Source organism: Halomonas profundus (assembly GCF_020865425.1).
GTDB classification, from domain to species: Bacteria; Pseudomonadota; Gammaproteobacteria; order Pseudomonadales; family Halomonadaceae; genus Vreelandella; species Vreelandella titanicae.
Map to the genome: position 1 here is coordinate 933,428 of NZ_CP086344.1, position 25,037 is coordinate 958,464.

At 54.8% G+C, this 25,037-nt stretch carries 21 protein-coding genes and 1 pseudogene; 14 read left to right on the forward strand and 8 right to left on the reverse strand.

Annotation, left to right across the window (positions count from 1 at the left end):
* The first annotated feature begins 239 nt into the window (after positions 1 to 239).
* Together LMS44_RS04400 and LMS44_RS04405 are read left to right on the forward strand one after the other, a co-directional pair.
* Positions 240 to 689: an Rrf2 family transcriptional regulator gene (locus LMS44_RS04400; RefSeq protein WP_027957229.1), complete on the forward strand. Its 450-nt coding sequence runs from the start codon at positions 240 to 242 to the stop codon at positions 687 to 689.
* A 147-nt stretch (positions 690 to 836) separates the two neighbouring features.
* On the forward strand, positions 837 to 1,733 hold the full coding sequence (locus LMS44_RS04405) for an NAD(P)/FAD-dependent oxidoreductase (protein WP_027957228.1): 897 nt from the start codon (positions 837 to 839) through the stop codon (positions 1,731 to 1,733).
* A 68-nt stretch (positions 1,734 to 1,801) separates the two neighbouring features.
* Here LMS44_RS04405 and LMS44_RS04410 read toward each other — a convergent pair whose 3' ends face one another.
* The gene (locus LMS44_RS04410; RefSeq protein ID WP_190373871.1) at positions 1,802 to 2,968 is read right to left on the reverse strand and encodes an MFS transporter; all 1,167 of its coding nucleotides are present in this window, start codon (positions 2,966 to 2,968) and stop codon (positions 1,802 to 1,804) included.
* Positions 2,969 to 3,111: 143 nt separating this feature from the next.
* Here LMS44_RS04410 and LMS44_RS04415 point away from each other — a divergent pair, with 143 nt between their 5' ends.
* On the forward strand, positions 3,112 to 3,966 hold the full coding sequence (locus tag LMS44_RS04415) for a helix-turn-helix transcriptional regulator (RefSeq protein ID WP_190373870.1): 855 nt from the start codon (positions 3,112 to 3,114) through the stop codon (positions 3,964 to 3,966).
* 9 nt (positions 3,967 to 3,975) lie between these two features.
* Here LMS44_RS04415 and LMS44_RS04420 read toward each other — a convergent pair whose 3' ends face one another.
* Complete coding sequence (locus LMS44_RS04420) at positions 3,976 to 4,869, reverse strand: LysR substrate-binding domain-containing protein (protein WP_190373869.1); 894 nt, start codon at positions 4,867 to 4,869, stop codon at positions 3,976 to 3,978.
* A 100-nt stretch (positions 4,870 to 4,969) separates the two neighbouring features.
* Here LMS44_RS04420 and LMS44_RS04425 point away from each other — a divergent pair, with 100 nt between their 5' ends.
* Entirely contained in the window at positions 4,970 to 5,629 is a 660-nt protein-coding gene (locus LMS44_RS04425; protein WP_022519630.1) for an NADPH-dependent F420 reductase, read from the forward strand.
* Between the two features lie 200 nt (positions 5,630 to 5,829).
* On the opposite strand, the gene LMS44_RS04430 is transcribed toward LMS44_RS04425, so the two are convergent.
* Positions 5,830 to 6,573, reverse strand: a complete 744-nt coding sequence (locus tag LMS44_RS04430) for a hypothetical protein (protein ID WP_159176208.1) — start codon at positions 6,571 to 6,573, stop codon at positions 5,830 to 5,832.
* Between the two features lie 8 nt (positions 6,574 to 6,581).
* Positions 6,582 to 7,946, reverse strand: a complete 1,365-nt coding sequence (locus tag LMS44_RS04435) for a metal-dependent hydrolase family protein (protein WP_223828013.1) — start codon at positions 7,944 to 7,946, stop codon at positions 6,582 to 6,584.
* Positions 7,947 to 8,433: 487 nt separating this feature from the next.
* Here LMS44_RS04435 and LMS44_RS04440 point away from each other — a divergent pair, with 487 nt between their 5' ends.
* The 4 genes from LMS44_RS04440 (at position 8,434) to LMS44_RS04455 (ending at position 13,322) form a co-directional block, all read left to right on the forward strand.
* Positions 8,434 to 8,958, forward strand: a complete 525-nt coding sequence (locus tag LMS44_RS04440) for a sigma-70 family RNA polymerase sigma factor (protein WP_498946933.1) — start codon at positions 8,434 to 8,436, stop codon at positions 8,956 to 8,958.
* Positions 8,955 to 9,929 carry a FecR domain-containing protein gene (locus tag LMS44_RS04445; RefSeq protein WP_022519625.1) on the forward strand — a complete coding sequence of 325 codons (975 nt, stop codon included), beginning with the start codon at positions 8,955 to 8,957 and terminating at the stop codon, positions 9,927 to 9,929. Before LMS44_RS04440 ends, LMS44_RS04445 begins: the two co-directional genes overlap by 4 nt.
* Before the next feature lie 83 nt (positions 9,930 to 10,012).
* Complete coding sequence (locus tag LMS44_RS04450; RefSeq protein ID WP_498946936.1) at positions 10,013 to 12,421, forward strand: TonB-dependent siderophore receptor; 2,409 nt, start codon at positions 10,013 to 10,015, stop codon at positions 12,419 to 12,421.
* A 31-nt stretch (positions 12,422 to 12,452) separates the two neighbouring features.
* Complete coding sequence (locus LMS44_RS04455; RefSeq protein WP_498946938.1) at positions 12,453 to 13,322, forward strand: alpha/beta hydrolase; 870 nt, start codon at positions 12,453 to 12,455, stop codon at positions 13,320 to 13,322.
* Between the two features lie 9 nt (positions 13,323 to 13,331).
* On the opposite strand, the gene LMS44_RS04460 is transcribed toward LMS44_RS04455, so the two are convergent.
* Complete coding sequence (locus LMS44_RS04460; RefSeq protein WP_498946939.1) at positions 13,332 to 14,234, reverse strand: LysR family transcriptional regulator; 903 nt, start codon at positions 14,232 to 14,234, stop codon at positions 13,332 to 13,334.
* A 187-nt stretch (positions 14,235 to 14,421) separates the two neighbouring features.
* On the opposite strand from LMS44_RS04460, the gene LMS44_RS04465 reads away from it, so the two are divergent.
* A complete protein-coding gene (locus LMS44_RS04465; protein WP_498946941.1) occupies positions 14,422 to 15,000 on the forward strand; it encodes an NAD(P)H-dependent oxidoreductase in 579 nt (192 codons plus the stop codon).
* Between the two features lie 88 nt (positions 15,001 to 15,088).
* Here the strand turns inward: LMS44_RS04465 and LMS44_RS04470 are convergent, their stop codons facing one another.
* The 3 genes and pseudogenes from LMS44_RS04470 to msrP all read right to left on the reverse strand — a co-directional run bounded on the left by LMS44_RS04470 (position 15,089) and on the right by msrP (position 18,616).
* On the reverse strand, positions 15,089 to 16,882 hold the full coding sequence (locus LMS44_RS04470) for a S8/S53 family peptidase (RefSeq protein WP_498946943.1): 1,794 nt from the start codon (positions 16,880 to 16,882) through the stop codon (positions 15,089 to 15,091).
* A gap of 101 nt (positions 16,883 to 16,983) precedes the next feature.
* On the reverse strand, positions 16,984 to 17,601 hold the full coding sequence (msrQ, locus tag LMS44_RS04475; RefSeq protein ID WP_022519619.1) for a protein-methionine-sulfoxide reductase heme-binding subunit MsrQ: 618 nt from the start codon (positions 17,599 to 17,601) through the stop codon (positions 16,984 to 16,986).
* Positions 17,601 to 18,616 (reverse strand): annotated as a pseudogene (gene msrP / locus LMS44_RS04480) (protein-methionine-sulfoxide reductase catalytic subunit MsrP). Before msrP ends, msrQ begins: the two are co-directional and overlap by 1 nt.
* A gap of 174 nt (positions 18,617 to 18,790) precedes the next feature.
* Between msrP and LMS44_RS04485 the strand changes: the two are divergent.
* The 5 genes from LMS44_RS04485 (at position 18,791) to LMS44_RS04505 (ending at position 24,990) form a co-directional block, all read left to right on the forward strand.
* Positions 18,791 to 20,446: an FMN-binding glutamate synthase family protein gene (locus LMS44_RS04485; protein ID WP_230804677.1), complete on the forward strand. Its 1,656-nt coding sequence runs from the start codon at positions 18,791 to 18,793 to the stop codon at positions 20,444 to 20,446.
* 58 nt (positions 20,447 to 20,504) lie between these two features.
* Complete coding sequence (locus LMS44_RS04490; RefSeq protein ID WP_498946946.1) at positions 20,505 to 21,476, forward strand: DUF2157 domain-containing protein; 972 nt, start codon at positions 20,505 to 20,507, stop codon at positions 21,474 to 21,476.
* Complete coding sequence (locus tag LMS44_RS04495) at positions 21,473 to 22,543, forward strand: DUF4401 domain-containing protein (protein WP_278370969.1); 1,071 nt, start codon at positions 21,473 to 21,475, stop codon at positions 22,541 to 22,543. Before LMS44_RS04490 ends, LMS44_RS04495 begins: the two co-directional genes overlap by 4 nt.
* The gene (locus LMS44_RS04500) at positions 22,540 to 23,073 is read left to right on the forward strand and encodes a GDYXXLXY domain-containing protein (protein ID WP_022519614.1); all 534 of its coding nucleotides are present in this window, start codon (positions 22,540 to 22,542) and stop codon (positions 23,071 to 23,073) included. Before LMS44_RS04495 ends, LMS44_RS04500 begins: the two co-directional genes overlap by 4 nt.
* 189 nt (positions 23,074 to 23,262) lie before the next feature.
* On the forward strand, positions 23,263 to 24,990 hold the full coding sequence (locus tag LMS44_RS04505) for a mechanosensitive ion channel family protein (protein WP_159176213.1): 1,728 nt from the start codon (positions 23,263 to 23,265) through the stop codon (positions 24,988 to 24,990).
* Positions 24,991 to 25,037: the final 47 nt, after the last annotated feature.

The window sequence follows — 25,037 nt, forward strand, 5'->3', positions numbered from 1 at the left end:
CGACAATGGGAGGCGCTAAATGGGGCTAATGACGTGCCAGACATTTATCCCCTGCCAGTGAAAGTGATTCAGCACCAGTATAGAGAGCGAGAGCATAGTTTGCCTTATAACGGCGAACGAGGTGTAGGTTCGTGTGCGGTGGCCCTGGTTGGGTTCATTCCCAGCCCCGCTCGCGGGTGTGCTAAAGTGCAGCTTCGTTGTTTTCCTTTGTTTATCCTCTGAATAGTTGATTGTTGCCCGTGAGAACAGATAGCCGCCTCTCTCGTATGCTGCATGTGCTGCTGCACATCGCGCGGGAATCCCAACCGATTACTTCAGAGCAGATTGGCGCCATGCTGGGCACCAATGCTGCCGTGGTGCGGCGCACTATGGCGGGCCTTCGTAAGGCGGGCTATGTAAAGTCTGAAAAGGGGCACAACGGCGGTTGGCGCATCGCCTGTGATTTGCACAGCGTAACGCTGCTGGATATACACAACGCCGTAGGCGGACCGCGCATTTTCGCCATCGGCACCGACCGTGATAACCCGGACTGCGCGGTAGAGCAGGTGGTTAATGCGGCGCTTTTTGATGCCATGCGCGAAGCAGAAGCGCTACTGATCGACCGCTTGGGAGCGGTCACGCTGGCGGAACTAGCCACTCAGTTTGACGATATTGCGACGCGCAAAGGCTACCAGCTGCCGACGCCTTAATCTTCACCACCAACCCGATTAGCGTTAATCGGCATTCTCAACATTGCCATTGACCTCTGTACGCTTTTTAATGTATCAATAAAAGATACATTAAATGAGTTTATTCACCATGGGCTTAAAAGACTGGGTGTACACGGAGGAAGGGCAATGAGTTTTGATGCAGTGATTATCGGTGGCAGCTACGCAGGCATGGCGGCAGGGCTACAGCTAGCCCGAGCAAGGCGGAAAATATTACTGATAGATGCGGGACAACCCCGTAACCGTTTTGCTTCTCACTCCCATGGTTTTTTAACCCAGGATGGTGCACCACCCGCAGAGATAGCAGCAGAGGCCCGTAGCCAACTGATGGAGTACCCAACGGTTGAGTGGCGCACGGGGCGGGTGGAGGCAGTAACGGGGACGGCTGATAATTTCTTGGTGGCGCTGGCCGATGGCAGCACCTATCAGGCACGGCGCATTATTCTGGCCGCGGGTGTTACCGATGAGCTTCCAGGCTTACCGGGGCTCGCCGAGCAGTGGGGAAAATGCGTTTTCCACTGCCCGTACTGCCACGGCTATGAGCTGGGCAAAGAGGGTATCGGTGTGCTGGCAACCTCAGAACTCGCGATGCACCATGGTTTGATGCTGCCCGACTGGGGCGCAACCACGCTGTTTGTTAACGATGCCTTTGAACCCACTGCTGAGCAACTGGCTCAGCTTAAGGCGCGCGGTACTCATATCGAATATGGCGCAGCGGCACGGCTAGTCTCCCAAACAGAGATTGGCGTTGAGCTGGTAATGCAGGATGGTCGGGTGTTTCCATTGGTGGGCTTATTTGTCGCGCCGCGCATTCACCTTAGCCCGTTAGCAGCTCAATTGGGATGCGAGCTAGAGGAGTCTCCCATGGGCTGCATTGTTAAAACCGATGCAATGCAGGCCACTTCAATCCCCGGTGTTTTCGCCTGCGGTGATGTAGCCCGCGCCGCAGGGTCGGTCACCTTTGCCGTGGCTGATGGCGCTATGGCCGGGCTTTCTACACACCGGTCGCTGATGTTTGGGTGTTAAGCAAAAGACTGATCTATGCAGAGCCGCCAAGGGGCATGAAGAGTGCCACTTGGCGTGCACTAACTGATCTAGCGCTTCATGCGCATGACGATGATTAGCTGTGTTGCTGCACCTGCAGCGGCAATAACCCCCGCGCCAATGGCTAATGTCGAAACGGGAAGGTGGAAAGCCAGCAAAACGCCCCCGAACGCCGCGCCTATCGCACTGCCTAAATAGAGCGCTGATTCATTGAGTGCGACCGCCAGGTTACCGTCGCCGTGGGCTTGGCGTGCACGAACGAGTTCATTGTTTTGTGGCACTTGAAGCGCCCAGCCCACAGCACCCCAAAGCGCAATTGGAAGTAACGTCAGCAGTGGGTGAACCGACGCCGTGAAAGGTAGAGCAATGAGCGCCAAAAAGAGCAGCAACATAATCGCCAGGGTAATCACAGGGCCGATAAACCTGTCCACCAGAGGCCCAATCAGAAAACTGCCCACGACGCCGCCAATCCCCCACACCCATAAATAGCCGGTAATTGACTGAACAGCACCTGACTCGGTGGCCGCCATAAACGGGGCAATAAAGGTATACATCCCCAAACTGGCCACAGCGCCCAATAAGGAAACCGCCAGAATGGCCATGGCATGAGGGCTTCGCAAAATAGCGAGCTTGCGAACAAGTGAAAGCGTTGGTGCGGATGGAAGAGCAGGTAGTTTTACCTGTAGCCCCGCGTAGGCGATTAACCCAAGTGCTGAAATAAGCCACATCGCTGACTCCCAACCTAAACGCTCTGCTAGCAACAGGCTGATAGGCACCCCCAGTACCGTGCCGCTCGCCATACCGCCCATAATGATGGCAATCGCTTTACCGCGGTGGGCCTCAGCCGTTATGGCGGCTGAGGCGGCAATGCCCATGGCAAGGTAAACCCCTGCGCCAACGCCAGCGACCGCCCGCCATATCGAGAGTGATATAAAACTGGTGGCTAGTGCGCTGGCGATATTTGCCACAATAAAAACGGCTAACGCTAGTAGTAAACCCAGGCGTTGGTGCTTGCCAGGTAGTAGCGCAACGACGACAGGCGAGCCTAAGCCATAGGCTAAGGTGAATGCCGTGACTAACTGAGCAGCCGTGGCCGCAGAGACACTAAAGGCGTCTTCGATGAGGGGAATTAGCCCCGCAGTCACATAAGAGGCCATCCCAAGTGCAAACGCACCCAGTGCCACGAGATATACCGATAGACGAGATTGGTCAGCCATAACGCACTCCAGGCATAAGCATTAGAAAAGAATCCGCCAGCGCTGTTTTGCCAGCGAAGGGCTATTCTGGAGAGGCTTTAAAGGGGGTACAATTTAACTATTTATGCTATTACTAAAAGTGATAAGTTATTCAAGGTAATAAAATGACCGCTCCACGGACGCTGACTCGAACACGGGAAGACTTGGCTGCGTTTCTACGCATGCACCGAGAGAAAATCGCACCAGAAGAGGTGGGGCTTCCTCGTGGCCGCCGAAGGCGTACGCCGGGGTTAAGGCGTGAAGAAGTCGCCGCTTTAGCAGGCGTGGGGCTGACTTGGTATACTTGGTTGGAGCAGGGTCGCGATATCAGCGTATCGGCCACTTTTCTGGACAATCTATCCAAAGCGCTCAAGCTGGATGCGGCTGAGCGCCGACATCTATTCTTGCTTACCCATCAGCGCTTACCCTCTGAGCTAGGCAAAACCTGGTGCAGCGTGCCGCCGCTGGTTCAAAGGTTGATGGACGACCTGCCTACGCGACCTGCGTATATCCTGAACTTGCGCTGGGATGTGCTGGCGTGGAACAGCGCGGCCAATAAGCTGTTCAACTTCTCTTGCCATGCACCAGAGCGTCGCAACATGCTGTGGTTGTTATTTACCGACCCTGCCATGCGTCAGCGCTTGTCACCCTGGGAAACGCAGGTCAGCCAAATGCTATCCAGTTTTCGCCGCGACTTTGCCCGAGCGGCGCAAGACCCCACCATTGATGAGCTTGTCGAAGAGTTAACCAAGGTCTCGCCTGAGTTTAAGCAGTTGTGGAAAACCCAGGAGGTCAACGCCCCTTGCCAGGGAGTACGTCATCTTCACCTTGAGGAGTTAGGCGAGGTAGCGTTCGAGCACACGACGTTAACCGTTGATGAAGAGCGCCACCTACGGTTGGTTTATTATGCCGTAAAGGAGGCGGATCCTCAGGTCGCTGCTTTTACCCGCTGGGTGAGTGACGACAAAGGCGCGAGGTAACGGTGGAAGTTAAGCGAACGTGGCCACAACATCGTCTATGAAATGACGTAGTTTCGGCGTCATGCGTTGATCGGCGGCGTAGAGCAGGTGCATTGGTCTTGATGGCCCAGCATAGTCTGGCAAGATGCGCACCAGCCGCCCAGTGGATAACGCCTCCGTCAATGCAGCTTCGTAGCCCAATGTAATGCCGAATCCTTCCAATGCTGCGCGAAGCAGCCCCTTCCAGTCGTTGATTTGTAGCCGCCCGTTCACGGAAGCGTCGAAATTGCAGTTGTCGCGACTGAAGCGCCACTGCCTGCCCAAGGTGCCGAACCAATAGGCGAACCCCAGACACTCATGCTCAACCAGATCCGCAGGCGTCTCCGGCTCTCCATGCTTCGCTAAGTAGGCAGGCGAGGCGCAGGCGATGAGCTGGTAGGGGGCAAGCGGACGTGCCACCAATGTGGTGCTGTCGCTGATGAGCCCGAGGCGAATGACAGCTTCGTAACCTTCCTCGATAGGATCGACCAGACGATCCGACAAGGTGAGGTCGACCTCCACCTCTGGGTACTTACGAAGGTAGCGGGTGACAAGAGGCACCAGGCTTTGACTGCCAAATGTGACGGGCGCGTTGATTCTGAGGCGACCCCGTGGAACGGCCCGGGCCTGTTCCGTCAGCGCTTCGGCCGCCTCGACTTCTGCAAGGATAACCTGACATCGTTCGTGATAGAGATGTCCGATCTCGGTCAGGCTCTGTTTGCGCGTGGTGCGGTGCAAGAGCCGCGACCCAAGCAGCTGCTCCAGGGCCATGATGTGTTTGGAAACCATCTGCGTCGATAGGCCGAATTCTGCGGCGGTGGCTGTGAAAGAGCCAAGATCGGCAACCCTCACAAAAATAGCCATGCTCGTTAACCGATCCAGCATTATCAACTCTCAGTGGATTATTAAGTCAATAAAGACCTGTTTATCACGTTTGAGTAACGCAATAAAGTACTGCTTATCTTAAAACGGTCGGGAGAAAGACATGCGGATTGGGGTTATTGGTGCGGGCTTTATCGGACAAGCCTTTGCACGCCAGGTGATTGCGGCAGGCCATGACGTCATGATCAGTAACTCGCGGGGGCCGCAGACACTCAGCAGCATTCCGCCGAAAATTGGAGCACAGATTGGCAGCCTGCATGAAGCCATAGGCTTCGGCGAAATTATACTGATCGCCATTCCTTTTCATCAATATGCCACTCTTCCGGTTGAGCCACTGCGTGACAAGATAGTGCTGGACGCCAATAACTACTATCCAGATCGAGATGGATCGATCCCCGAACTGGATGAGCGCAGGGCGACGACGAGTGGACTGCTGGCGCAGCATTTGACAGGCTCCCGTCTCGTGAAGGCATTCAACGCGATTCTGGCCTCCGATCTGGAGAAGGGTGGGCAGACGCTGCCTTCGGGAAACCGGCGCGCCCTACCGATAGCGGGAGATGACGATGCGGCTAAGGAGAGCGTCGCAAGGTTGGTGCGACAGTTCGGCTTCGACGTTGTCGATGCTGGGTCGCTGGCGGAAAGCTGGCGTTTTGAGCGCGCCAAACCAGCTTACTGTATACCGTTTGATCGGGAGGGGGTGCGTCAGGCGCTCGATGAGGCTCAACGCGACATTGATATGCCGGAAGGATCATGGCGTCGGTGAAAGACAAATAATGAGAAAATTGGCTGTGTATTGAAATCCAAAGACTGGAGGTGAAAGCAGGCGGCTGATCTGGCCCAGGACACCTTCCTTTAGCAAACTTCATGAGCCGCGTAGCGTTCTGACCATCATTGCCCGCCGGGTGTGGGTGGACTATGGCAGGAGAGATGATTCTGAGGTTTAAGAGGGAAGAATTGGCCTACTCAAAAGCGCCAAGTAGCACCCAGCAAAGGACCGCTCATCGATATATCGATGCGTGTACCCGATTCGTCTCTATCCACTGCCAAATGGCGATAGCCTGCTGATAAGTGGAGCGCCTTACTGATTTGGTAATTAGCGGTAGCCACTACCTGCCAGGTGCTATCAGAACCAATTCCGAAGCCACCAATATCGGCATGCACTAATGTTGACCACTGGGGGCTCCAGGTGGAACGCAGTCGAGCGGCTAAAATCGGGTCGAGCCAACGTTCGGTCTCGCTTGCACCAACTCCCAGCGCGGGCACATTCACTTCCGCCTCGATCCGCCAAGCGCGAGCGCCCGCCAGTAAATCTAAGTATTGGCTCGAAGTATTGACCACTTGATAACCTGCTGCTGCAGTTAAAGAGCGTTGGCGCAGCTTGCCCTCTATAGCAACGCCAGGAAGCAGCGTGCTCTCGTGGCTAAGCGATGCCCAGGTAATGTCACCAAACAGCACTAGGCGGTCGCGGCGTGCGCTGCCAGCCATGAAAAAGGCACCATCAAGATCATCAAGTACATTGTTAAATGAGCGCGATGTACTAATGGTAGGAGCAGTCGCCAGAGGGCGCACATCGCCAGCTAAACCCGTCATCCAGACATAAGGGGTAAGCTGGAAACGCCAAGCATCCTCTTGGGCATTGGCATTCGTTGCAAAGCCTATCGCTAAGATGCTGAAGGCAGTGATAAACGGGCGTAATTTGGCTATCACAGAAATCCTTATACATTGTCTTTATAGATGCGTCCGCCCTTCATGATCAGTCGCAGATTGCGTTCAGGGTCATGAAGGAAATCAAGATTCTTACTAGGGTCACCGTCTACTAAAAGTAGATCGGCCATCGCGCCCGGCTCTATTTTACCGAGCGTGCCAGGGTAGGGGTTGCGTGATCCTGATAGTGAAAGAAGCTCACCATTGCGGCCAGTCGCCATGGCCAACACGGTAAGTGGGTCATAAAAGCGAGTCAGCTTGACTAATTGACGCAGCTGGTTGGGGGTATTTTGCGGGGTAAATAAAATATCAGTGCCCCAGGCTGTCTTGATATCAAAACGTTGGGCTAGCTCGTAGGCCTGCACAGTGCCTTCGGCTACTTGTTGTTGTGCTTCGCGGCGAGCGGCATCGGGATAAACATTTGCATCTTCATCTTGCAAGAAAGGCTGAAGGCTCCACCATGCGCCTTCCCCTGCCATCATCCTTACGGTTTCTTCATCGGCGAGCTGCCCGTGTTCGATGGATTTAGCGCCTGCCCTTAATGCACGCTGAATACCTCGGGAGGTATAAACATGCACCATGACATAGGTACCCCAGTCTTCTGCTGCATCCACCGCTGCGCGTAGCTCGCGCTCGCTGAATTGGGTGCTATCCAATGGGTCATAGGTAGACGCCACGCCGCCACCCGCCATCAATTTGATCTGTGAAGCTCCTAGCATGAGTTGTTCACGGGTACGTCGTAATACTTCTGCTTCCCCATCGGCAATGACGGCTACGCCTTGGCGTTCCTGTTCACTAAGCGGTGCGTTGTTGGCCCGTGGGATTTCGTAGCGCATTCGAAAATCACCATGGCCGGAGGTTTGGGAGATCATGGCTCCTGCTGGAAGTATTCGCGGTCCAGCCACAATTCCTTCATCAATAGCACGCTTCAGTGCAAAGGATGGCCCGCCCGCATCTCGCACTGAAGTAACGCCACGCATCAGCGTTCTCTCTGCTTCCTGAGCCGCCACTAGATGGATATAGCCTAGATCGGAGGTCATGGCGTCTACTTGGCTAATAGCCGCCAGCGTCGTGTGCCAATGGGCATCAATCAAGCCTGGCATTAATACGCTACCACCACAGTCGATGATTTCTGCGCCTTCAGGTGCGGCATCATCAGGCAAAATAGCCTGGATACGCTGCTCTTCAATACGTACTGAAACGTTGTCGCGTAACGCCGCGCCGCTGCCGTCGAAGAGCCTTAGATTGGTCAATAATAGTGGGCCATCAGCCCGTTTAGGTTGAGCACTTATGGCGGTGGGTGCGCGCAGACCAGAGAAAAGTGCCATTACTGCAGCGGCTCCTCCCATGAATTGGCGGCGGGTAATATCTGCCATCACACGCTCATGAAAGCGTTGTAGTAACGGTGAACCGCAACAGCAAGCCCCGTGTGAGTGATTTAGTGGCGACTGCAATAAAGAGTGGGCGGCGGCGGGAGGCATAGGCGGCACCTTGTCTCAGTAGCGATGTGGTAAGTGACATCTGGAGCGACGTTGAATAGCCTTGCATATAAGTAAATTAGAATGAGGGAGTGAATCGCGCAAGCTGTAATCAGTGATTGGATAAGCTTCCATGCAGTTGCCCCTGTAACTGTTCTGCTAAAAACTCCATAAACAGTCGGGTGCGCTGTGAAAGCGTGGTTTGGCGGTAGTACACGGCGTTCACAGCTTGGGTCTGCAGTTCAATAAGAGCGGGCTGTACGTCCACTTTTCAGCGGCAGCTATCGAGGGACAATAGTGTGGTTAAAGAAAATAATAATGATTTGTATTAACTGGCAGCTGTTACTAGAATATCCCTCCGTTTGCTGATCGTTTGGGAGGGGGGATGCCGGTTTCAGCTGAGAATACGCCATTGGCCGAGATGTATAATGCACATCATGGCTGGTTACAGCGTTGGCTGCAGCGCAAAACGGGCTGTAGCTGGCAGGCGGCTGATCTGGCTCAGGATACCTTTCTGCGCATTCTCACCTCTCCGAGTAACGCCGACCAAATTAGCAAACTCCATGAACCGCGTAACTTTCTGACCACCATTGCTCGCCGGGTGTGGGTGGATTTTGTGCGTCGGGATGCCTTGGAAAAAGCCTGGTTGGAAGCCTTAAAGCATCAACCTGAGCCGGTGGTCGTCTCGCCGGAAGAGCAGGCCTTGATTCTGGAAAACCTGTTTCAGATCGATGAAATGTTGGAAGGGTTAGGCAACAAGGTAAGCCAGGCGTTTTTGCTCTGCCATTTGGAGGGTCTGCGTTATGCCGAGATCGCCGAACGTTTGGGGGTATCCGTCAGCTCGGTGAAAAAGTACATGGCCAAAGCCACTGAACATTGCTTGCTGCTGATGTTTGAAGAACCACTATGAGCGATACCCAGGCAACCCGCAAAGATACCCTCAGAGCTGCGGCCCGCTGGTACGCACTGTTGTGCTCGGAAGATGTTACTGCACAGCAAAAACACGCACATGCGGCTTGGTTAGCGGAGGATCCGGCCCACATTCAGGCTTGGCAACAGGTAGAAAAACTGCGTCAGCAATTGCAGGTGATTCCTGGTACTCCTTCGCTCAATGCGTTGCAGATCAAACAACGTCAGAGTCATAGCCGACGAGCAGTGCTGCGCGGCTTTGCTTTATTGGCAGCAGGAAGCGCGCTGGGCTCGTTGGCCTGGCAACAGGCGCCAGTAGAAAGCTGGATGGCCAGCCACCGCACCGCACGGGGAGAACGCCGTGAATATACCCTGGCCGACGGTACGCAATTGGTACTTAACACGGCCACCGCGCTGGATGTAGTGGAAACCTCGACCACGCGGTTGATTCGCCTCTATGAAGGCGAAATCTTTATTCGCACGGGCCAAGGGGCGAAAGGCGTTGCCGCCGCTAAAGCGCTGCAGGTGCATACCGAGCAAGGCACTGTTGTGCCGTTGGGCACCGTGTTTACCGTGCGCAAGCAGGGCACGTCTACCCAAGTCACCGTGCTGGAGGATGAGGTCGAGTTGATTCCGCAGTTGGCTGGTGGCAAGACCCAGCGCCTTGTTGCTGGAGAGCAGGCGCAGATGAGCTCACGCTCTGTAGAGGTTGCCACCGCCACCGCCCAGGCGGATAGCTGGACACGCGGTCTGCTGGTAGCGGTGGACTGGCCGTTGAGCCGTTTGGTAGCAGAGTTGAGTCGTTACCGTACAGGCGTGCTGCGTTGTGATCCCGCCATTGCCGGGCTGAGGGTATCAGGCGCTTTCCCTATTGATGATACCGACCGGGCGCTGCAAGCCATTGCCAATGCGCTGCCGGTTAGCGTCGACCGACTGACCCAATATTGGGTAACTCTCAAATCTAGCGAATAAAAAGTTGGATTATTTATTGTCCCTTTTCCGATCTCGTTCGACCCAGAGATAAAGCAACCGATTCTGGAATTAACGAGATAAAGATGACCAAACCCTTTAACCCCAAGCAGACACTCATATCCCTTCGATACCATCATGGCAAACCCTCGTGCGCGCTTGGCGGTATCGCACTAGGCTGTGCCCTGATGAGTTCGATGTCGCTGTTGCCCCTACAAGCAGCGCAAGCACAAACAGCGGACGTGCAGGCGCAACAGGCTGCTAGCCAGCAGGCATACAGCATCGAACCAGGATCGTTGGGCAGTGTATTGAGCAAGTTCGCCAGCCATGCGGGCATTGTGTTGTCTTTCCCCGCTGACCTCACTGATGACCTGCAAAGCGCTGGATTGAATGGGCGTTATAGCGTGGAGGAGGGGTTTGCCCAGTTGCTTCAGGGTAGTGGTTTGAGAGTGGTCAAGCGGGGGGCCGCGGACTATGTAATGGAAAAAGCAGGTACTGCAGAAAACATGGTATTGGATACCGTGGCAGTGGTAGGCAGCCGAATCAGTAGTGACGGTTATTTGGCTTACAGCACCTCAGCGGGCAGCAAAACCGACACACCGCTGATAGAGCTTGCGCAAAGTATCAGTGTGGTCACCGAAGAGCAGCTTCGTGACCGGCAGCCGTCGTCAGTAGAGCAGGCGGTGGCTTATACGGCTGGGGTTCGGGTTGAAGCAGCGGGGATGGATCCGCGCTTTGACTTGATATCGGTGAGGGGGTATCCGACGGTATATCATGGCGATTTCCTTGATAGCTTGCGCCAACCCAATAGCGGGTGGCTCTCCTACTACTCCACAGTGCCCTATAATCTGGAACGAATTGAGATAGTCAAAGGCCCTGATTCGATGCGCTATGGTCAGCTATCACCGGGTGGGCTGGTGAACCGGGTTAGCAAACGTCCAAGTGCTGATGCGCCACAGGAAGTGCAACTGCAGGTGGGCAGCCATGACCATCTGCAAGGCCAGTTCGATGTGGGTGGTGATATGGGCAGCGATGTGCAGTACCGCTTGGTGGGCGTTATGCGCGATGCGCAAACGGACATTGAACAGGTGGATAATGACGTCTCGCTGCTGGCGCCATCTCTTTATTGGCAGATTAGCGATCGTACCGACATTACCTTTATTACCCAGTATCAGGAACGCCAGACCTCTGCTTCACCGCGTCCTTATCAGGACGGCGATAACCTGACTCATTTTTGGTCCAGCGATGAAGACTTTGACAAGCTGGATCAAGAGCAGTGGGCACTAGGTTATGAATTTAACCACCATTGGAGTGACCAGCTGCAACTGCAGCAAAATGTGCGCTACGGCCAGGTGGATACCACCAACCAGTACCTCTCAGCAGGCACCTTATCCGGTACAACGCTGAGCCGCAGCAGCGTCGGCCTTTACGAAGAGATGGAGTCTCTTAGTACTGATACTAGGCTGATGGCAACCTTTGATCAGGGCGGGGTGGAACATGAGGTGATGCTAGGCGCCGATTACGCCTATCTCGAGAACGATGTCATTTATGCGGGCGGCAGCGCGCCGTCGATCGATATCGACAACCCGGATTACAGTCAGCCTGTAGCCCAGCCGAGTAACGTGTGGACAAACGACAGTGGGAAAGCCCACCGTAGAGGTCTTTATTTACAGGATCAGGTCAAGCTCGATAACTGGCGTTTGACCGCAGGAATCCGCCGCGACTGGGCGCGTGACGAGACTCGCAACCACCTCACCGGTACTGCCAGCGAAAGCCGGGATGAGAAAAACACTTGGCGCTTTGGCGCACTCTACGCATTTGATTCGGGGCTGTCGCCGTACTTCAGCTATGCGCAATCGTTCCTGCCTGAGAGCGGTACCGATGTGAGCGGCAATGACTTCGATCCTACTGAAGGTGAGCAGTTTGAGCTGGGGCTGAAATATCAGCCAGCGGGCAGTGACGCGATGCTGACTGCGGCGATCTACCAGATCGATGAGGCCAATCGTAAAACCACTGATCTCGAGAACCCGCTATTTCAAGTACAAACCGGAGAAGTGCGTACCCGTGGGCTGGAGCTTGAGGCCGTTGGGAATGTCACCGACGACCTGCGCATGACCGCAAGCTACAACTACAACCGCAGCGAAATCACCGCAGATAATGATGGCAACGAGGGCAGTGACCTGGCGAATACCCCGCGTCACCTGGCGTCCCTGTGGTTGGATTATCGCGTTCCTGCGTTGGAACGGCTGCGTCTTTCCGGTGGGGTGCGCTATATCGGTAGTGAGTACATTGATAATGCCAACAGCAATAAAAACGCTGCATACAGCCTGTTTGATATGGCGGCTCACTATGATTTCGCGGGCTCTTTACAGGGGGTTCGTGCCAGCCTCAACGCCACTAACGTAACGGATGAAGAGCATATCTCCTGTGAGGGCATCTATTGCTATCGCGGTGCCGGTCGCAGTCTGATTGGTAGCATCGCTTACCAGTGGTGATGAAGTGGCAGCGTCGCGGGGGCAACGAGTCATGAAACTTTTTGTGAGTAGTTTAGTGTTTGCTGGGTTGGTTTTAATGGCCGGTTCAGGGGCAGCATACGCAGATGAGCCAGACGTGGCGGCTGAGCGTCAAGTGACCCTTGATCAGACGCTGGAATGGACGATGCAAAACCAGCAAGGTGCCGTCTATCGTATCCTGATCAGCAAACCGGAAGGCGAGGTACCCTACAGCGGCGGTTACCCGGTGATCTATGTGTTGGATGGCAACGCTTATTTCGCTTCGTTGCATGAGGCCAAACGGGCACAGGAGCCGTTCCGCCAGGCCATTATTGTGGGCATCGCTTATCCGGGCGAAGCGCCGCATAACTTCTTGCGCCGCTCTTACGACTTATCACCGCCGGTGGCCGAGGAGCACAACACGCCACCTCAGGGCGGACAGGATGAGCTGTTGGATTTTATCGAGCAGAGCTTGATGCCTGCTATTGCCGAGCGCTTTCCTGTAGATGCTAATCACCAGAGTCTTTATGGCCACTCTTTCGGCGGTATGTTTGCGATTTATGCCTTATTTACTCGGCCGGAGCTGTTTAACCACATTGTCGCGGCCAGCCCCAGTCTCTGGTGGAACAATAGCTACCTGTTGAAACATGAAAGGGACTTCAGTCAGCAGGTGGAGGCAGGGGAGGTTAATGCCATCCATCACAGCCTTTCATTGGTCGTGGCCGACAACGACTCACTCCAGAACCAGCAGGATGCTAGTCAGCTTTATCAGCGGCTTGAAGACCTGTCGGCATATGGTTTGCGTAGCAGTTTTCACAAAGTAGAGGGCGAAGATCATATGTCCGTTCCCTTTGTGCTGGAGTCGCGTGTTCTCAAACAGCTTCTGGGCACTCGGGGCGGCTGACCGAGTGTTTTAAGCGATCAAATACTTCCCTGGCAGTTGTTCAGCTAAAAACTCCATAAACAGCCGGGTGCGTTGTGAAAGCGTGGTTTGGCGGTAGTACACGGCGTTCACAGCTTGGGTCTGCAGTTCTGTGCAGTCGGGTAGTACATCCACCAGTGTGCCGTTTTGACGGGGAGTGATGGTCATAAAGTCGGCTAAGCAAGCGATGCCTTCTCCCGCAACGGCTAACTCGATTAGTGTACTGCCGCTGGAAGCCGCCAGCGTTGGGGTGATGTGCAGGGGTTGACCATCGGCGCGGAACAGTGGCCAGCGGTTGAGATGATCGAGCTGGCTGAAGCCTAGCAAGCTGTGATCTTGAAGGTCGTCGATGCTTTGCGGCGCGCCTTGGCGTTTAAGGTAGGCGGGGCTGGCCAGAAGGCGCAGCGGGCTGTAGCCAAGGAGGCGGGCGTGCAGCGACGAATCTTCAAGCTTGCCAATGCGGATGGCCAAATCAACCCGCTGTTCCAACAGGTCGACAAAGCGATCATGAGTATCCAGCTCCAGCGTAATACCAGGGTAGCGGGCGCGGAACTCGCCAATCACCGGCACAATCACGAACTGCATAAAACTAGGGGCGGCGTTAACTCGTAGCCTGCCTTGAGGCTGGTTGTGGCGATCCAGCATTGCCTCTTCGGCTTCATCCACGGCGGCTAAAATATGGCGGCAGTGACTAAGAAACGTCTCTCCCTCCTCGGTCAGCTCCAAGCGACGAGTAGTTCGGCGCAGCAGAGTGGCGCCAAGTTTTTGCTCCAGACGATTGAGCGCACGGCTAACCCCTGAAACGGTAATACCAAGCCGTTCGGCGGCACCGGTGATGGAGCCGCTATCGACGACCGTCACAAAGGCCTGCTGCTCTTCAAGGGTGCTTTTCATGGAGTGCTTTTCATAACGCTATCAGTTGCCTTAATGGTAAATAATAGGGTTGTTGATTTTAAGTCAAAAGTGTCTTGATTGAATGTCGCTATTTTTTCGCATGCATTGAATCCACAATACCGCTCATTAAGCGCCATGCAAAAGCTTTTGAGCATGGGTGTGCTAGCTATCGTGAGAGGTTGTTTTGATGAAAGTTCTGTTGATTAACGGCGGTAAAGCGTTTGCTCACTCTGGCGGTGAGCTCAACAATACCCTGCACGGCGTGGCAGTGAGTACGTTGCAGGAAATGGGGTATGAGGTGCGCGAGACGGTGGTTGATCAAGGCTACAATCTTGAGACCGAAGTGCAGAACTACCTATGGGCGGACACCATTGTGTATCAGATGCCGGGTTGGTGGATGGGAACGCCCTGGATCGTTAAGCGCTACATCGATGAGGTATTCACAGAAGGCCACGGTTCGCTCTACGCCAGCGATGGCCGCAGCCGCCAAGACCCGACCAAGCAGTACGGCAGTGGTGGCCTGCTACAGGGCCGTCGCTATATGCTATCGCTGACCTGGAACGCGCCTTTGGAAGCGTTCGATGAGCCTGACAACTTCTTCGAAGGGCGCGGTGTGGATGGTGTCTACTTCCCGTTCCACAAATCTCAGGAATTTATCGGCTTAGAAGCGCTGCCGACCTTTATCGCCAACGATGTAATGAAGATGCCGGATGTCGATCGCGATAAAGCGGCTTATCGTGCCCATCTTCGCAAAGTGCTTGGCTAAAGTACTTGGCTAAAGGATTTGGCTTAACGTAGTTAATTCGGACAAGCCCACCTCGCGAAGTGGGCTTTGTTTGGCTGATTTATCTGACCTAGCGATCTCGGCTCAAACTCTGCACTGTCAAATCCAGCGCTTTGTACATATCCAACCGGGCGGAAAGGCCGATATCCGGGTGATTCAGCTCGTTGGCGCGTTCCGATGGCAATATCGGCGCGGTCAGATCATCCGCGTCTGTTGGCTCGAAATCATACTCTTCACCGATCGTCATGGCGCTGCGGCGAAGTAGCATGCGTAACTGTGCCGGGGTAAGCTCGGGGTCAATCGACATCATTGCCGCTAATAGGCCGGCCACCAGCGGGGTCGCGTAGGATGTTCCGCAATGGGCTTCGCCTTGCTCACCTTCTACCAGGGAAGAACCCCGCACACAGGCTGCAGCGGTTATATCCACCCGCATATCGATATTGGATGCATTCCGTTTGACCACATAGCGGGGATCTTCAACCTGCACATCCTCATCGCTGCGTTGATGCCCACCCACGACAAACAGTTGGTCGGTAATAAAAGAAGAGGGCAGGCGATAATCGTCACTTCCCGAAAATGACGACGCGTTGCCTGCAGAGTTCACGACGACTACATCGGGGTGTTCGCGGCGCAGCCATAAGAAGAACTCTTCGAGCAGTTCTTCGTAACCGCTCATGGCGATGCCGGAACGCACCAGTGAATCGATTTCCTTCCCGTTAACGTCGATTGCCCCTACGCGGTGAATTCCCCAACTCCAATTGAGTACGCGTACTCCGTCCTCTACCAGATTGACTGAAGCAGCAACATTCGCCGTTATGCCTGCATCTGAGTTGCGATCCACAATCACGTCGAAGCCAGGGCCCACATCGTCCAGCCCGCGTAAAAAACCACTGTTGCCACCTTCGTTCCAGGCCGCGGAAAATACGCCAGCGACCGTTGTGCCATGCCCGTCGGGCTTAGCCGCATCGCGGGCGTACACGCAGGTTCTAGTGGAATCAGTGCGGCAGTCACCCAGGTAATCGGCAAAATCCGGGGCGTCAAAGTCCACCTCCCGCTCGATGACGCCAATACGGATGGGCTGCGTCTCGATATCCCCGCCGTGCCCCTGACGTGATAAGCGTCGCTGGTAATAGTTCACGGCATCCAGAAAACGATTCGACGCCCACTCCTGATTATCCGCAGCGGGCGGCTTTTCCGTTTCGCTCTCAATGCTCTCTTCTGCCCCCGACTCTTCGACCACCACCGCATCCACGCTCACTTCGCTGCCTAGCCTAAGTACCAGCGCGTCGCGCTCTTCCAGGTTGCGGGCGGGCAAGCGCAACTGATAGGTATTGAGCGGTGGGATCATACCGACGACTTCGGCGTCGTACTTCTCTGCCAAACGCTGGGCTTCCTCGGCACCGTCGTGGCTCTCTTCAATAATCAGGCTGATCAGATCCACGTAGGTGGTGATGCCATCCATGTTCTTCGCCACCTCTTGGTCGGTGGCGGCTACTACGTGGCTGCCGTTAAGGCTGAGCCAAACCGGGTTGCTGGACTGCTCACGCTGCTCAAACCACAGTGGGCCGCTTTGCGCATCAGCGCTGCTGATGCTTACACGCACCCGGTCGTTGTCGCGGGTGATCTCCTTTGGCTGAAGTGCTGTACCGTTCAGCTTTATCTGAAAGTCGTTGTTCTCAAGCCCACTGACGCTAAGACAGAACTCTTGTATATCCAGCGTCAGTAGATTGCGACAGCGCTGCAGTTGTTCGACTCGCAACGGCTGTTCAGCTTGCGCAGATTGCTCTGCAACCGCGACAGTTCCAATCAACATTAATGCCAGCGCTGAAACCAGCCGACCAGCGCCCAAATACGTTGCTGCCATATGACTACTCCAAACGCTATCCGATTGACTGCACGCAGCATAAACGCATTAACTGAACAGAACATGAACCCGTTTGGTACGAAAGGGGATCTATTGAGGCTTTAACGGCTAAAACGATAACGCAGTTTAGGCAGGGAGCGGGCAACAGGCGGCAGGCGGGTGGCCATAATCAGCGCAGCCATAGCGGCATACATTGCCCACTCCTGCATATCCGCGCGCACCACCCAGAAGAAGTGCAGCAGCACCAGCCCTAAAATGGCGTAGGAAAATTTGTGCAGCGGTTTCCAGCGTTTGCCCAGGCGCTTCATTGCCCAGCGGTTGGACGTGGCACCCAGCACAGCAAGGCCGATCAGCGCGATCATGCCGACGATGATGTAGGGGCGTTTGATGATCTCGCTGCCAAGCAGTGCCCAGTTAAGCCCCAGAATAAACAACGCGTAACTGAGCATATGTAGGGTGGCGTAAGCCAGCGACCAAAGCCCTAACTGGCGCCGGATCAGCGCAAAGCCTTTCCAGCGGGTAAGCTTGGTCAGTGGGGTAAGGCTAAGGGTGAATAGCAGCAACCACAGCGCACCAATGCCGATATTCAATAGCAGGTAGCGCCCCGGTTCGGGGCCCGCGGCGTTATTCGCCACCTGCCAGCTCCAAAACAGTAGCGGTGCTAGCGCCGCCAGAAATACCGCGACGCGCCAGGCTAGCCATTTGTGCTGCGTTGCCATCAGTAGTTCTTCCTCAAATCTAACCCCGCATACATCTCGGCAACTTCGTCGGCGTAGCCGTTAAACATCAAGGTATCGATAGTGTTGGGGTTGAACAGACTGTTGGGTAAACGCCGCTCGGTGGCTTGGCTCCAGCGGGGGTGGTCTACCTCTGGGTTAACGTTGGCATAAAAGCCGTACTCATCGGCGGCAATCTGCTGCCAGGAGTTGACCGGCTGCTCTTCTACCAGCGAGATGCGCACAATCGATTTGATACTCTTGAAGCCGTACTTCCAGGGCACTACCAGCCGTAGGGGCGCGCCATTTTGGTTAGGCAGTTCGCGGCCATACATGCCCATGGCCAGCAGCGTTAGCGGGTGCATGGCTTCGTCAGGCGCAAGCCTTCCACGTAGGGCCAGTCGATGATTGAGAACGAGGAGCGCTGGCCACGCATCTGATCCGGGTCTACCAGGGTTTCAAAGCGTACGTACTTGGCTTTGCTGGTGGGGTCGGCGCGCTTGATGATTTCCGCCAGCGGAATGCCCAGCCAGGGGATGACCATCGACCACGCCTCGACGCAGCGCAGGCGGTAAATACGCTCTTCAAACTGCGAAGGCTTGGCGAAGTCCTCCAGGGCAAAACGCCCGCCGTTATTGACTTCGCCATCAACTACCACACTCCATGGCTCTGTTTGTAGGCTGCCCGCATGGCGGGCGGGGTCGCCCTTGTCAGTGCCGAACTCGAAAAAGTTGTTGTAGCCACTGGCGTCATCAAAGGGGGCGATTTTATCTTTGTCTGGATCGCTAGGGGTAATGGCCCGCCATTGGGTCTCGCTGATTTTCTCCTTTAACCAGGCTGGCGCATCGCCTTCAGGCACGTCCGAGTAGTCGGCGTTGGCACCGGCGTGACCGGATAGGGCAAGCCCTGCACCTAGGCCTGCCACACCGCCCATAAAGCGCCGCCGGGAGAGGTAGATAGATTCCGGCGTGACATCGGATTCGTGTAAATCACTCGGTTTGGCAATCTTTATTAGCATTGGGTGTCTCCACTAAGGCCTTTGTGGGTAGCATACGAGGTGAGTGCAGCATTCGATATTAATGGGTGTAGTAAGTTCGCCAAAACTTACACAAAACCCTTACGATTTAAATTGAGCCTGTCGGGGTAGCTGGTCGCCCCTGTGGTGAACTGTTGATAAGGAGTTCGTGTTCAGATGATCGAAGCCCGGGGATTGACCCGTATTCCTCTGCGTAATGCCGTCTTTGTTGCCTGCCTGATTCTGCTGTTGGTTTCGCTGGTGGGGGTGGTGTTTTCTTTAGCATGGCTTTGGGGCGTGGCGATTTTTGGCATGCTCGCTGGGCTGGGGCTTTATGATCTACGCCAAACGCGGCGAACGGTGAGCCGTAACTATCCTGTTCTGGCCCATTTTCGCTATGTTCTAGAGTCTATTGGGCCGGAAATACGTCAGTATTTTATCCAGTCCGATCTTGACGAACGACCATTTTCCCGCGAGCAGCGCGCTGTGGTCTATCAGCGTTCTAAAAATGAGAGTGATAAAAAGCCTTTTGGCTCCCTGCTGGATATGTATCAGCCGGGGCATGAGTGGATCAACCACTCGCTACTTCCCCGGGCTATCGAAAACAGTGACTTCAGGATTCGGGTGGGCGGTAGCCGCTGCAGCCAACCCTACCTGGCGAGTGTTTTCAATATTTCGGCCATGAGTTTCGGTTCGCTTTCGGGCAACGCTATCGAGGCGCTGAATGCGGGCGCTGGTAAAGGTGGTTTCTATCACGATACTGGTGAAGGCTCTATTTCCGGCTATCACCGCAAGCATGGAGGTGATCTCGTCTGGGAAATAGGCTCTGGTTACTTTGGCTGCCGCAACGACGATGGCTCGTTTAATGCGGAGCGCTTTGCAGCTAACGCCAGTGCCGATCAGGTGAAAATGATCGAAATCAAACTTTCCCAGGGCGCCAAACCGGGCCATGGCGGTATATTGCCAGCGGCTAAGGTAACTGCCGAAATTGCCGAAGCGCGAGAAGTCCCCATGGGCCAGGACGTGATTTCACCCGCTGCCCATTCAGCTTTCTCGACGCCGCTGGAACTGATGGCATTCATTGCCCGCCTGCGTTCGCTTTCTGGGGGTAAACCGATCGGCTTCAAGCTGGCGATTGGCCATCCCTGGGAGTGGTTTGCGATCGTTAAGGCAATGCTAGAAACCGGCGAGCGTCCTGATTTTATAGTGGTGGACGGTGGCGAAGGAGGAACCGGTGCGGCACCGCTGGAGTTTATCAATCGTATAGGTGTGCCTTTAACAGAAGCCGTTACGCTGGTTCACAATACCCTGGTGGGGGCCGGGCTGCGCGAGGAGATTCGTATCGGCGCGGCGGGTAAGATTATGTCCGGTTTTCACATTGCCCGAACCATGGCACTAGGGGCTGATTGGTGCAATTCGGCCAGGGGCTTTATGTTTTCATTAGGGTGTATTCAGGCGCTTAACTGCCATTCCGACAAATGCCCCAGCGGCGTGGCTACTCAAGACCCTAACCGCAGCCGCCATTTGGACATTGTCGATAAAACAGCGCGGGTCTACCACTTCCACCGCAATACCTTAAAAGCGCTGGCGGAAATGCTAGGTGCCGCAGGGCTTAGCCACCCTAGTGAGCTGGGGCCCGAGCACATTATCCGGCGTGTCTCGGAAAACGAGATTCAGTCCTACGATCAGATATTCACCTTCTTAAAACCCAATGAACTGCTCAATGCAAAGTGCGAGCACACGGTATTCAAGCACTATTGGGAAAATGCCCGAGCCGACTCCTTCCAGCCGCCTGCGCAGGTTGCTCGGTTGCGCTTTACTAAGTTGGAGTGATCGTGGCGCTTAGCCTAGATTACTTTGTTTCCACTGCGCCGTTTAGAAGGGAGCCCCCATGGCATCTACCCGCCGTGAACTGATACCACTGATTGAGCAGGGCGTGATACCGCCTGAACAGGTGACGCGCGCAGTGCAAGCTTCTGGGCTGCACCCTTCGCCTCGCGCTTGGGCTCTGTTTATTGATCGCTTACTGCTGTGGCTAGGCGGACTGGCGCTGGCCTTCGCGGTGCTGTTTTTCATCGCTTATAACTGGGCTGAGATGGGCCGTTGGCTGCGCTTTGGCGTGGTGCAGGCAGCGATGGTGCTGGCGGTAGTTGTCGCCATTTGGCCCAAGTACAGCCCGATGGTTCAGCGTGTGGCGCTAACCTCGGCCACATTATTGTTGGGGGTGCTGTTAGCGCTGTTCGGGCAGGTGTACCAAACCGGTGCCGACCCCTGGCAACTGTTTTTTACCTGGGCGCTGCTTGCTCTGCCCTGGGTCTGGGTGGCGCGCTTTGAGCTGCTCTGGGTGTTGTGGCTGGGGTTACTCAATTTGGTCGTCGGGCTCTATTTTCGTACCTGGGGCGGGCCGTTTGGCGTTTTGGTCAGTAGCGATGCCGCGCTTTGGGGGCTGTTTGGGCTCAATACCCTTGCCCTGGCGACATGGGAATGGGGGGCCCGTTGTCGGAACTGGTCACAGCAGTGGGTACTACGCTTGCTGGCGGTGGGTAGCGGGGTGCCTATGACGCTGTTAACGATGAGGTTGATAGTCGATGCAGGCCTCTTATGGTCGCCAGTGCTGGCGATTTACTCACTCTGGCTGGCGGTGCTGTATGGCGTTTATCGCTATTGGCGGCCTGACCTGTTTATGATCGCGGGCGGCTGTGTCTCGGCGTTAACGGTGACCACACTGCTGCTTGCCAGGCTGTTGCTCTGGGAAGGCGATTGGCAGGAGGGAAGTCTGCTGCTGATCACCATCGCGGTACTGGCGATGGGCGCTGGGGCCGTGGTATGGCTAAAGCGGCTACATCGGGAGATTTCCCAGTGACGAACAACGTTAATGATTTAAGCGTTAGGCTGAGCCAAGCGGGTATTCCGTTAAACGAGCCTACCTCCCCAGCGCAGTTGCAAACGCCTTGGTTTGTACGTGCGCTGCAGGCCTTTTCAGGCTGGTTAGCGGCGCTATTTCTGCTCGGCTTTATCGCTATGGGCGTGGTGTTCGTGGTGGAGAGCCCCGCCGCGTCGTTGGGCCTGGGGCTTGTGATGATCGGCGCGGCTTATGGGCTGTTTTGCAAAGCTCGCGGTGATGTGCTCGAGCACTTGGCACTTGCGGTTAGCTTAGCCGGGCAACTGCTAATAGCGTGGGCGCTGGTCGAGTTCTGGAATGTGTCCACTTATTTGTGGTGGTCGCTGCTGGCCTTACAGTGCGCACTGGCGCTGGTAATGCCAAGCCAGGTACATCGCACCTTTTCAGCCTTTGCCGCCAGCTTGGCGCTCTATATGGCTTTGGCAGTGAACGCTATGGCGCCAGCAGCGGGTGGATTGGTGCTGTTGGCACTGGCGCTGCTCTGGCTGAATGAGTTTCGCTGTTCTGGCCGTATTCAAGATGTGCAAGCATGGGGCTACGGCCTGTTGATAGGCCTGCTGGTGATGCAGGGATTAGCGCATAGCGGCCACTCCTTTGCCTTCTGGTCTGACGCACAGAGCACTAACGCTTTTGCATGGTCAGCACCCTGGTTGAACGCCGTGTTCGTGGCACTCTCTCTGGCGTTGCTGCTCTATACCATCCCTCATTCCAAAACCCATTGGGGGTTGTATCTCAGTCCTTTAGCGCTGCTGTTGGTCTCATTTTATGCACCGAGTGTGGGCCAAGGTTTGGTCGTCGTACTGTTAGGGTTCGCGATCGGGCATCGCCTAGTGCTGGGGCTTGGAGTGCTTTCTCTGCTGATGGGCATTGGCAGCTATTACTACTGGCTGGACGCAACACTGTTAACCAAGGCTCTAACGTTGCTGGTGTTGGGGGGAGGGCTGCTGGCGCTACGTTGGACGCTGCTCAAGTGGTTGAGCGTAGCGGAAAATAGTCCGTCGACCTCTGTGGAAGGACATGGGAAATGATGCTGAAAGCCAAGCGAAATCGCTGGATCATAGTGTTAACCACCGTCGTTGTGTTGGTGGCGGTGAACTGGGCCGTTTGGCAGAAAGAGCGTCATTTATCCGAGGGAGAAATTGTTTACCTGGAGCTGGCGCCTGTCGACCCGCGCTCATTGATGCAGGGCGACTATATGGCGCTAAACTTTGCGCTGGGTAACCAAATTCAAAGCGCGCTTTATCAGAGTGAGCGTGATGAAGACTCGCTGAAAGCTCTTAACGGCTATGTAGTGGTGCGTTTGGATGAACAGCGTATCGCTCACTTTCAGCGCTTGGATGAAGGTACTTCTTTACGCGACGACGAACGGCGCCTTCGCTACCGGCTACGCAATGGTCAGGTACGCTTTGCCACCGATGCGTTTTTCTTTCAGGAGGGGCACGGTGAGCGCTATGAGCCAGCGCGTTATGGTCAGTTTAGGGTGAATACCAAGGGCGAGCCCTTGCTGGTGGCTTTATACAATGCAGAATTAACTAAGTTAGGAGAAAGTGTTAAGTAAAATTTACTTTATCTGGCGAGCTGTTCTCACTCCACTTTTCACTATTGCATTCTGTCTTGCTTCATTCAGTAAGGTAGGCTGTACTTTGTTCCTCCACTGACATGGATAGTCCAGTAATGACGCTGGACTGGCTCGATAGGGCCGGTCGGTGGGTAGTCAAACTGACCCACTTCAATGAATAAGGCATTTATGAAAGCAAACAGCTCGTGGCTCGCATGGGTTTTGTTGGTGATGGCACTGACCTTTTCCAACCTATGCGCGGCACAAACTCAAGGAGGAGAGAGCGAAAGTGAGCGGTGGTTTACTATCGATGCGTTAAATACGGGGCTTGGTGAACCTCCTGAAGAGGCAAACCGAGTAACACCGCGAGAATCGATCAGGAGTTTTTTGCACCTCACGGGCCAGGAAGAGTATGCAGCCGCTGCCCATATGCTCAACCTTTCCGAGTTCTCAGAGGATGAGCAACGCGAGCAAGGGGGTGAGCTCGCCCGGCAACTGGCAGAGATTTTTCAACGCGGCGAGTGGTTGAGCGTTTCCGATCTGCCCGGTCGCGAAGACGCGGTGATTGAAGATCCCGCAGGCCAAAACCCCCGCGTTGGCGAGACCCGTCGCAACGTTGAGGTCTCCTCTTTAAAAGCCGATGGCGAAACCTACGATATCCGCTTGGGTCGATACCGCGTGGGTGACCAGGAGCCAGTCTGGCTAATCATGCCTATCAGTGTGTCTTATATTCCGGCGCTGTATGAACAGTACGGCCCCTCAGCTCTGGAAAGCTATATTCCCGAACGCTTCCAGGCCTCGTTTGGCGTCCTGAGAATTTGGGAATGGATCGCGATTCCCTTGTTTGTGCTATTTATCGGGCTCGTAGGGTGGGGAGTTCACCGTCTGATCAGCTTGATGTCGAAATGGTTACCTTCAGGAGTGTCGAGCATTTTTGCCAGCCAAATCGGTATGCCTGGGGCGCTGATTGCAATGTCGCTGGTTACCCAGATGGTGCTGGATTATGTGGTGTCGTTTTCTGCGGTTGCCACCACAACCTTTCGGGTGCTGTTAATCAGTATTATGGCCTGGGGAGTCGGCACGATTGCGTTGCGCTTAGTGGATACCATTATGCTGCGTTTAACGCGGCGTATTGTGGGTGAAATCGATGATACCAAGCCCAGAGACGAACGCAGACTGCTAACGTCGCTCTACGCGTTGCGCCGGGTCATTATTCTGATCACCGTTACTGGCGTGTCCATCTACATACTGGGTCAGGTTCAGCTTTTCGAAACTCTTGGCTTATCGATTCTGGCGTCTGCCAGTGTATTGGCCGTATTAGTGGGTGTGGCGGGCCAAACGGTACTTGGCAATATCCTCGCTTCATTTCAGTTATCGTTTGCTAAACCCATTCGCATTGGCGATTTGGTGATCTTTGAAGACGAGTGGTGCTATGTCGAAGGTATCTTTTATACCTTTATCCGGTTGAGGTCATGGGATGAGCGGCGTTTGATTGTGCCCGTTACCTATTTTACTTCTAAGCCATTCGACAATTTGTCGGTAAAAAGTACCAAGATGTACCGGTCATTGACGCTGACGCTTCACTTAAGCGCCGATATAGGACTGTTAAGAGAGAAATTTATCGAGGTCGCCAAAGAAGAAGACAGCGTTATCGAACACCATAAGCTGCTCTGCTACGTAACGGCACAAACAGGAACGGCGCAAACCGTCACTTGTTACCTCATGACCTCAGACCCTTTGGCGGGTTGGACAGCGGAAATGAATGTGCGCGAGAAGCTGCTGGCGTTTATCCGCGATAACCATCCAGAGTGGTGGCCACGTGAAATTGTGGTTATCAGCCACAACGATATCGCCCGAGGGGCGCAAGGAAAAAGCTCGGAGGGAGTGGGTAGTGTTGAGGTCAAACCATTTGAATAAAGGGTGTTTGTGCAGCGGCAGATAACGCTTTCGCGTATTTTACCCAT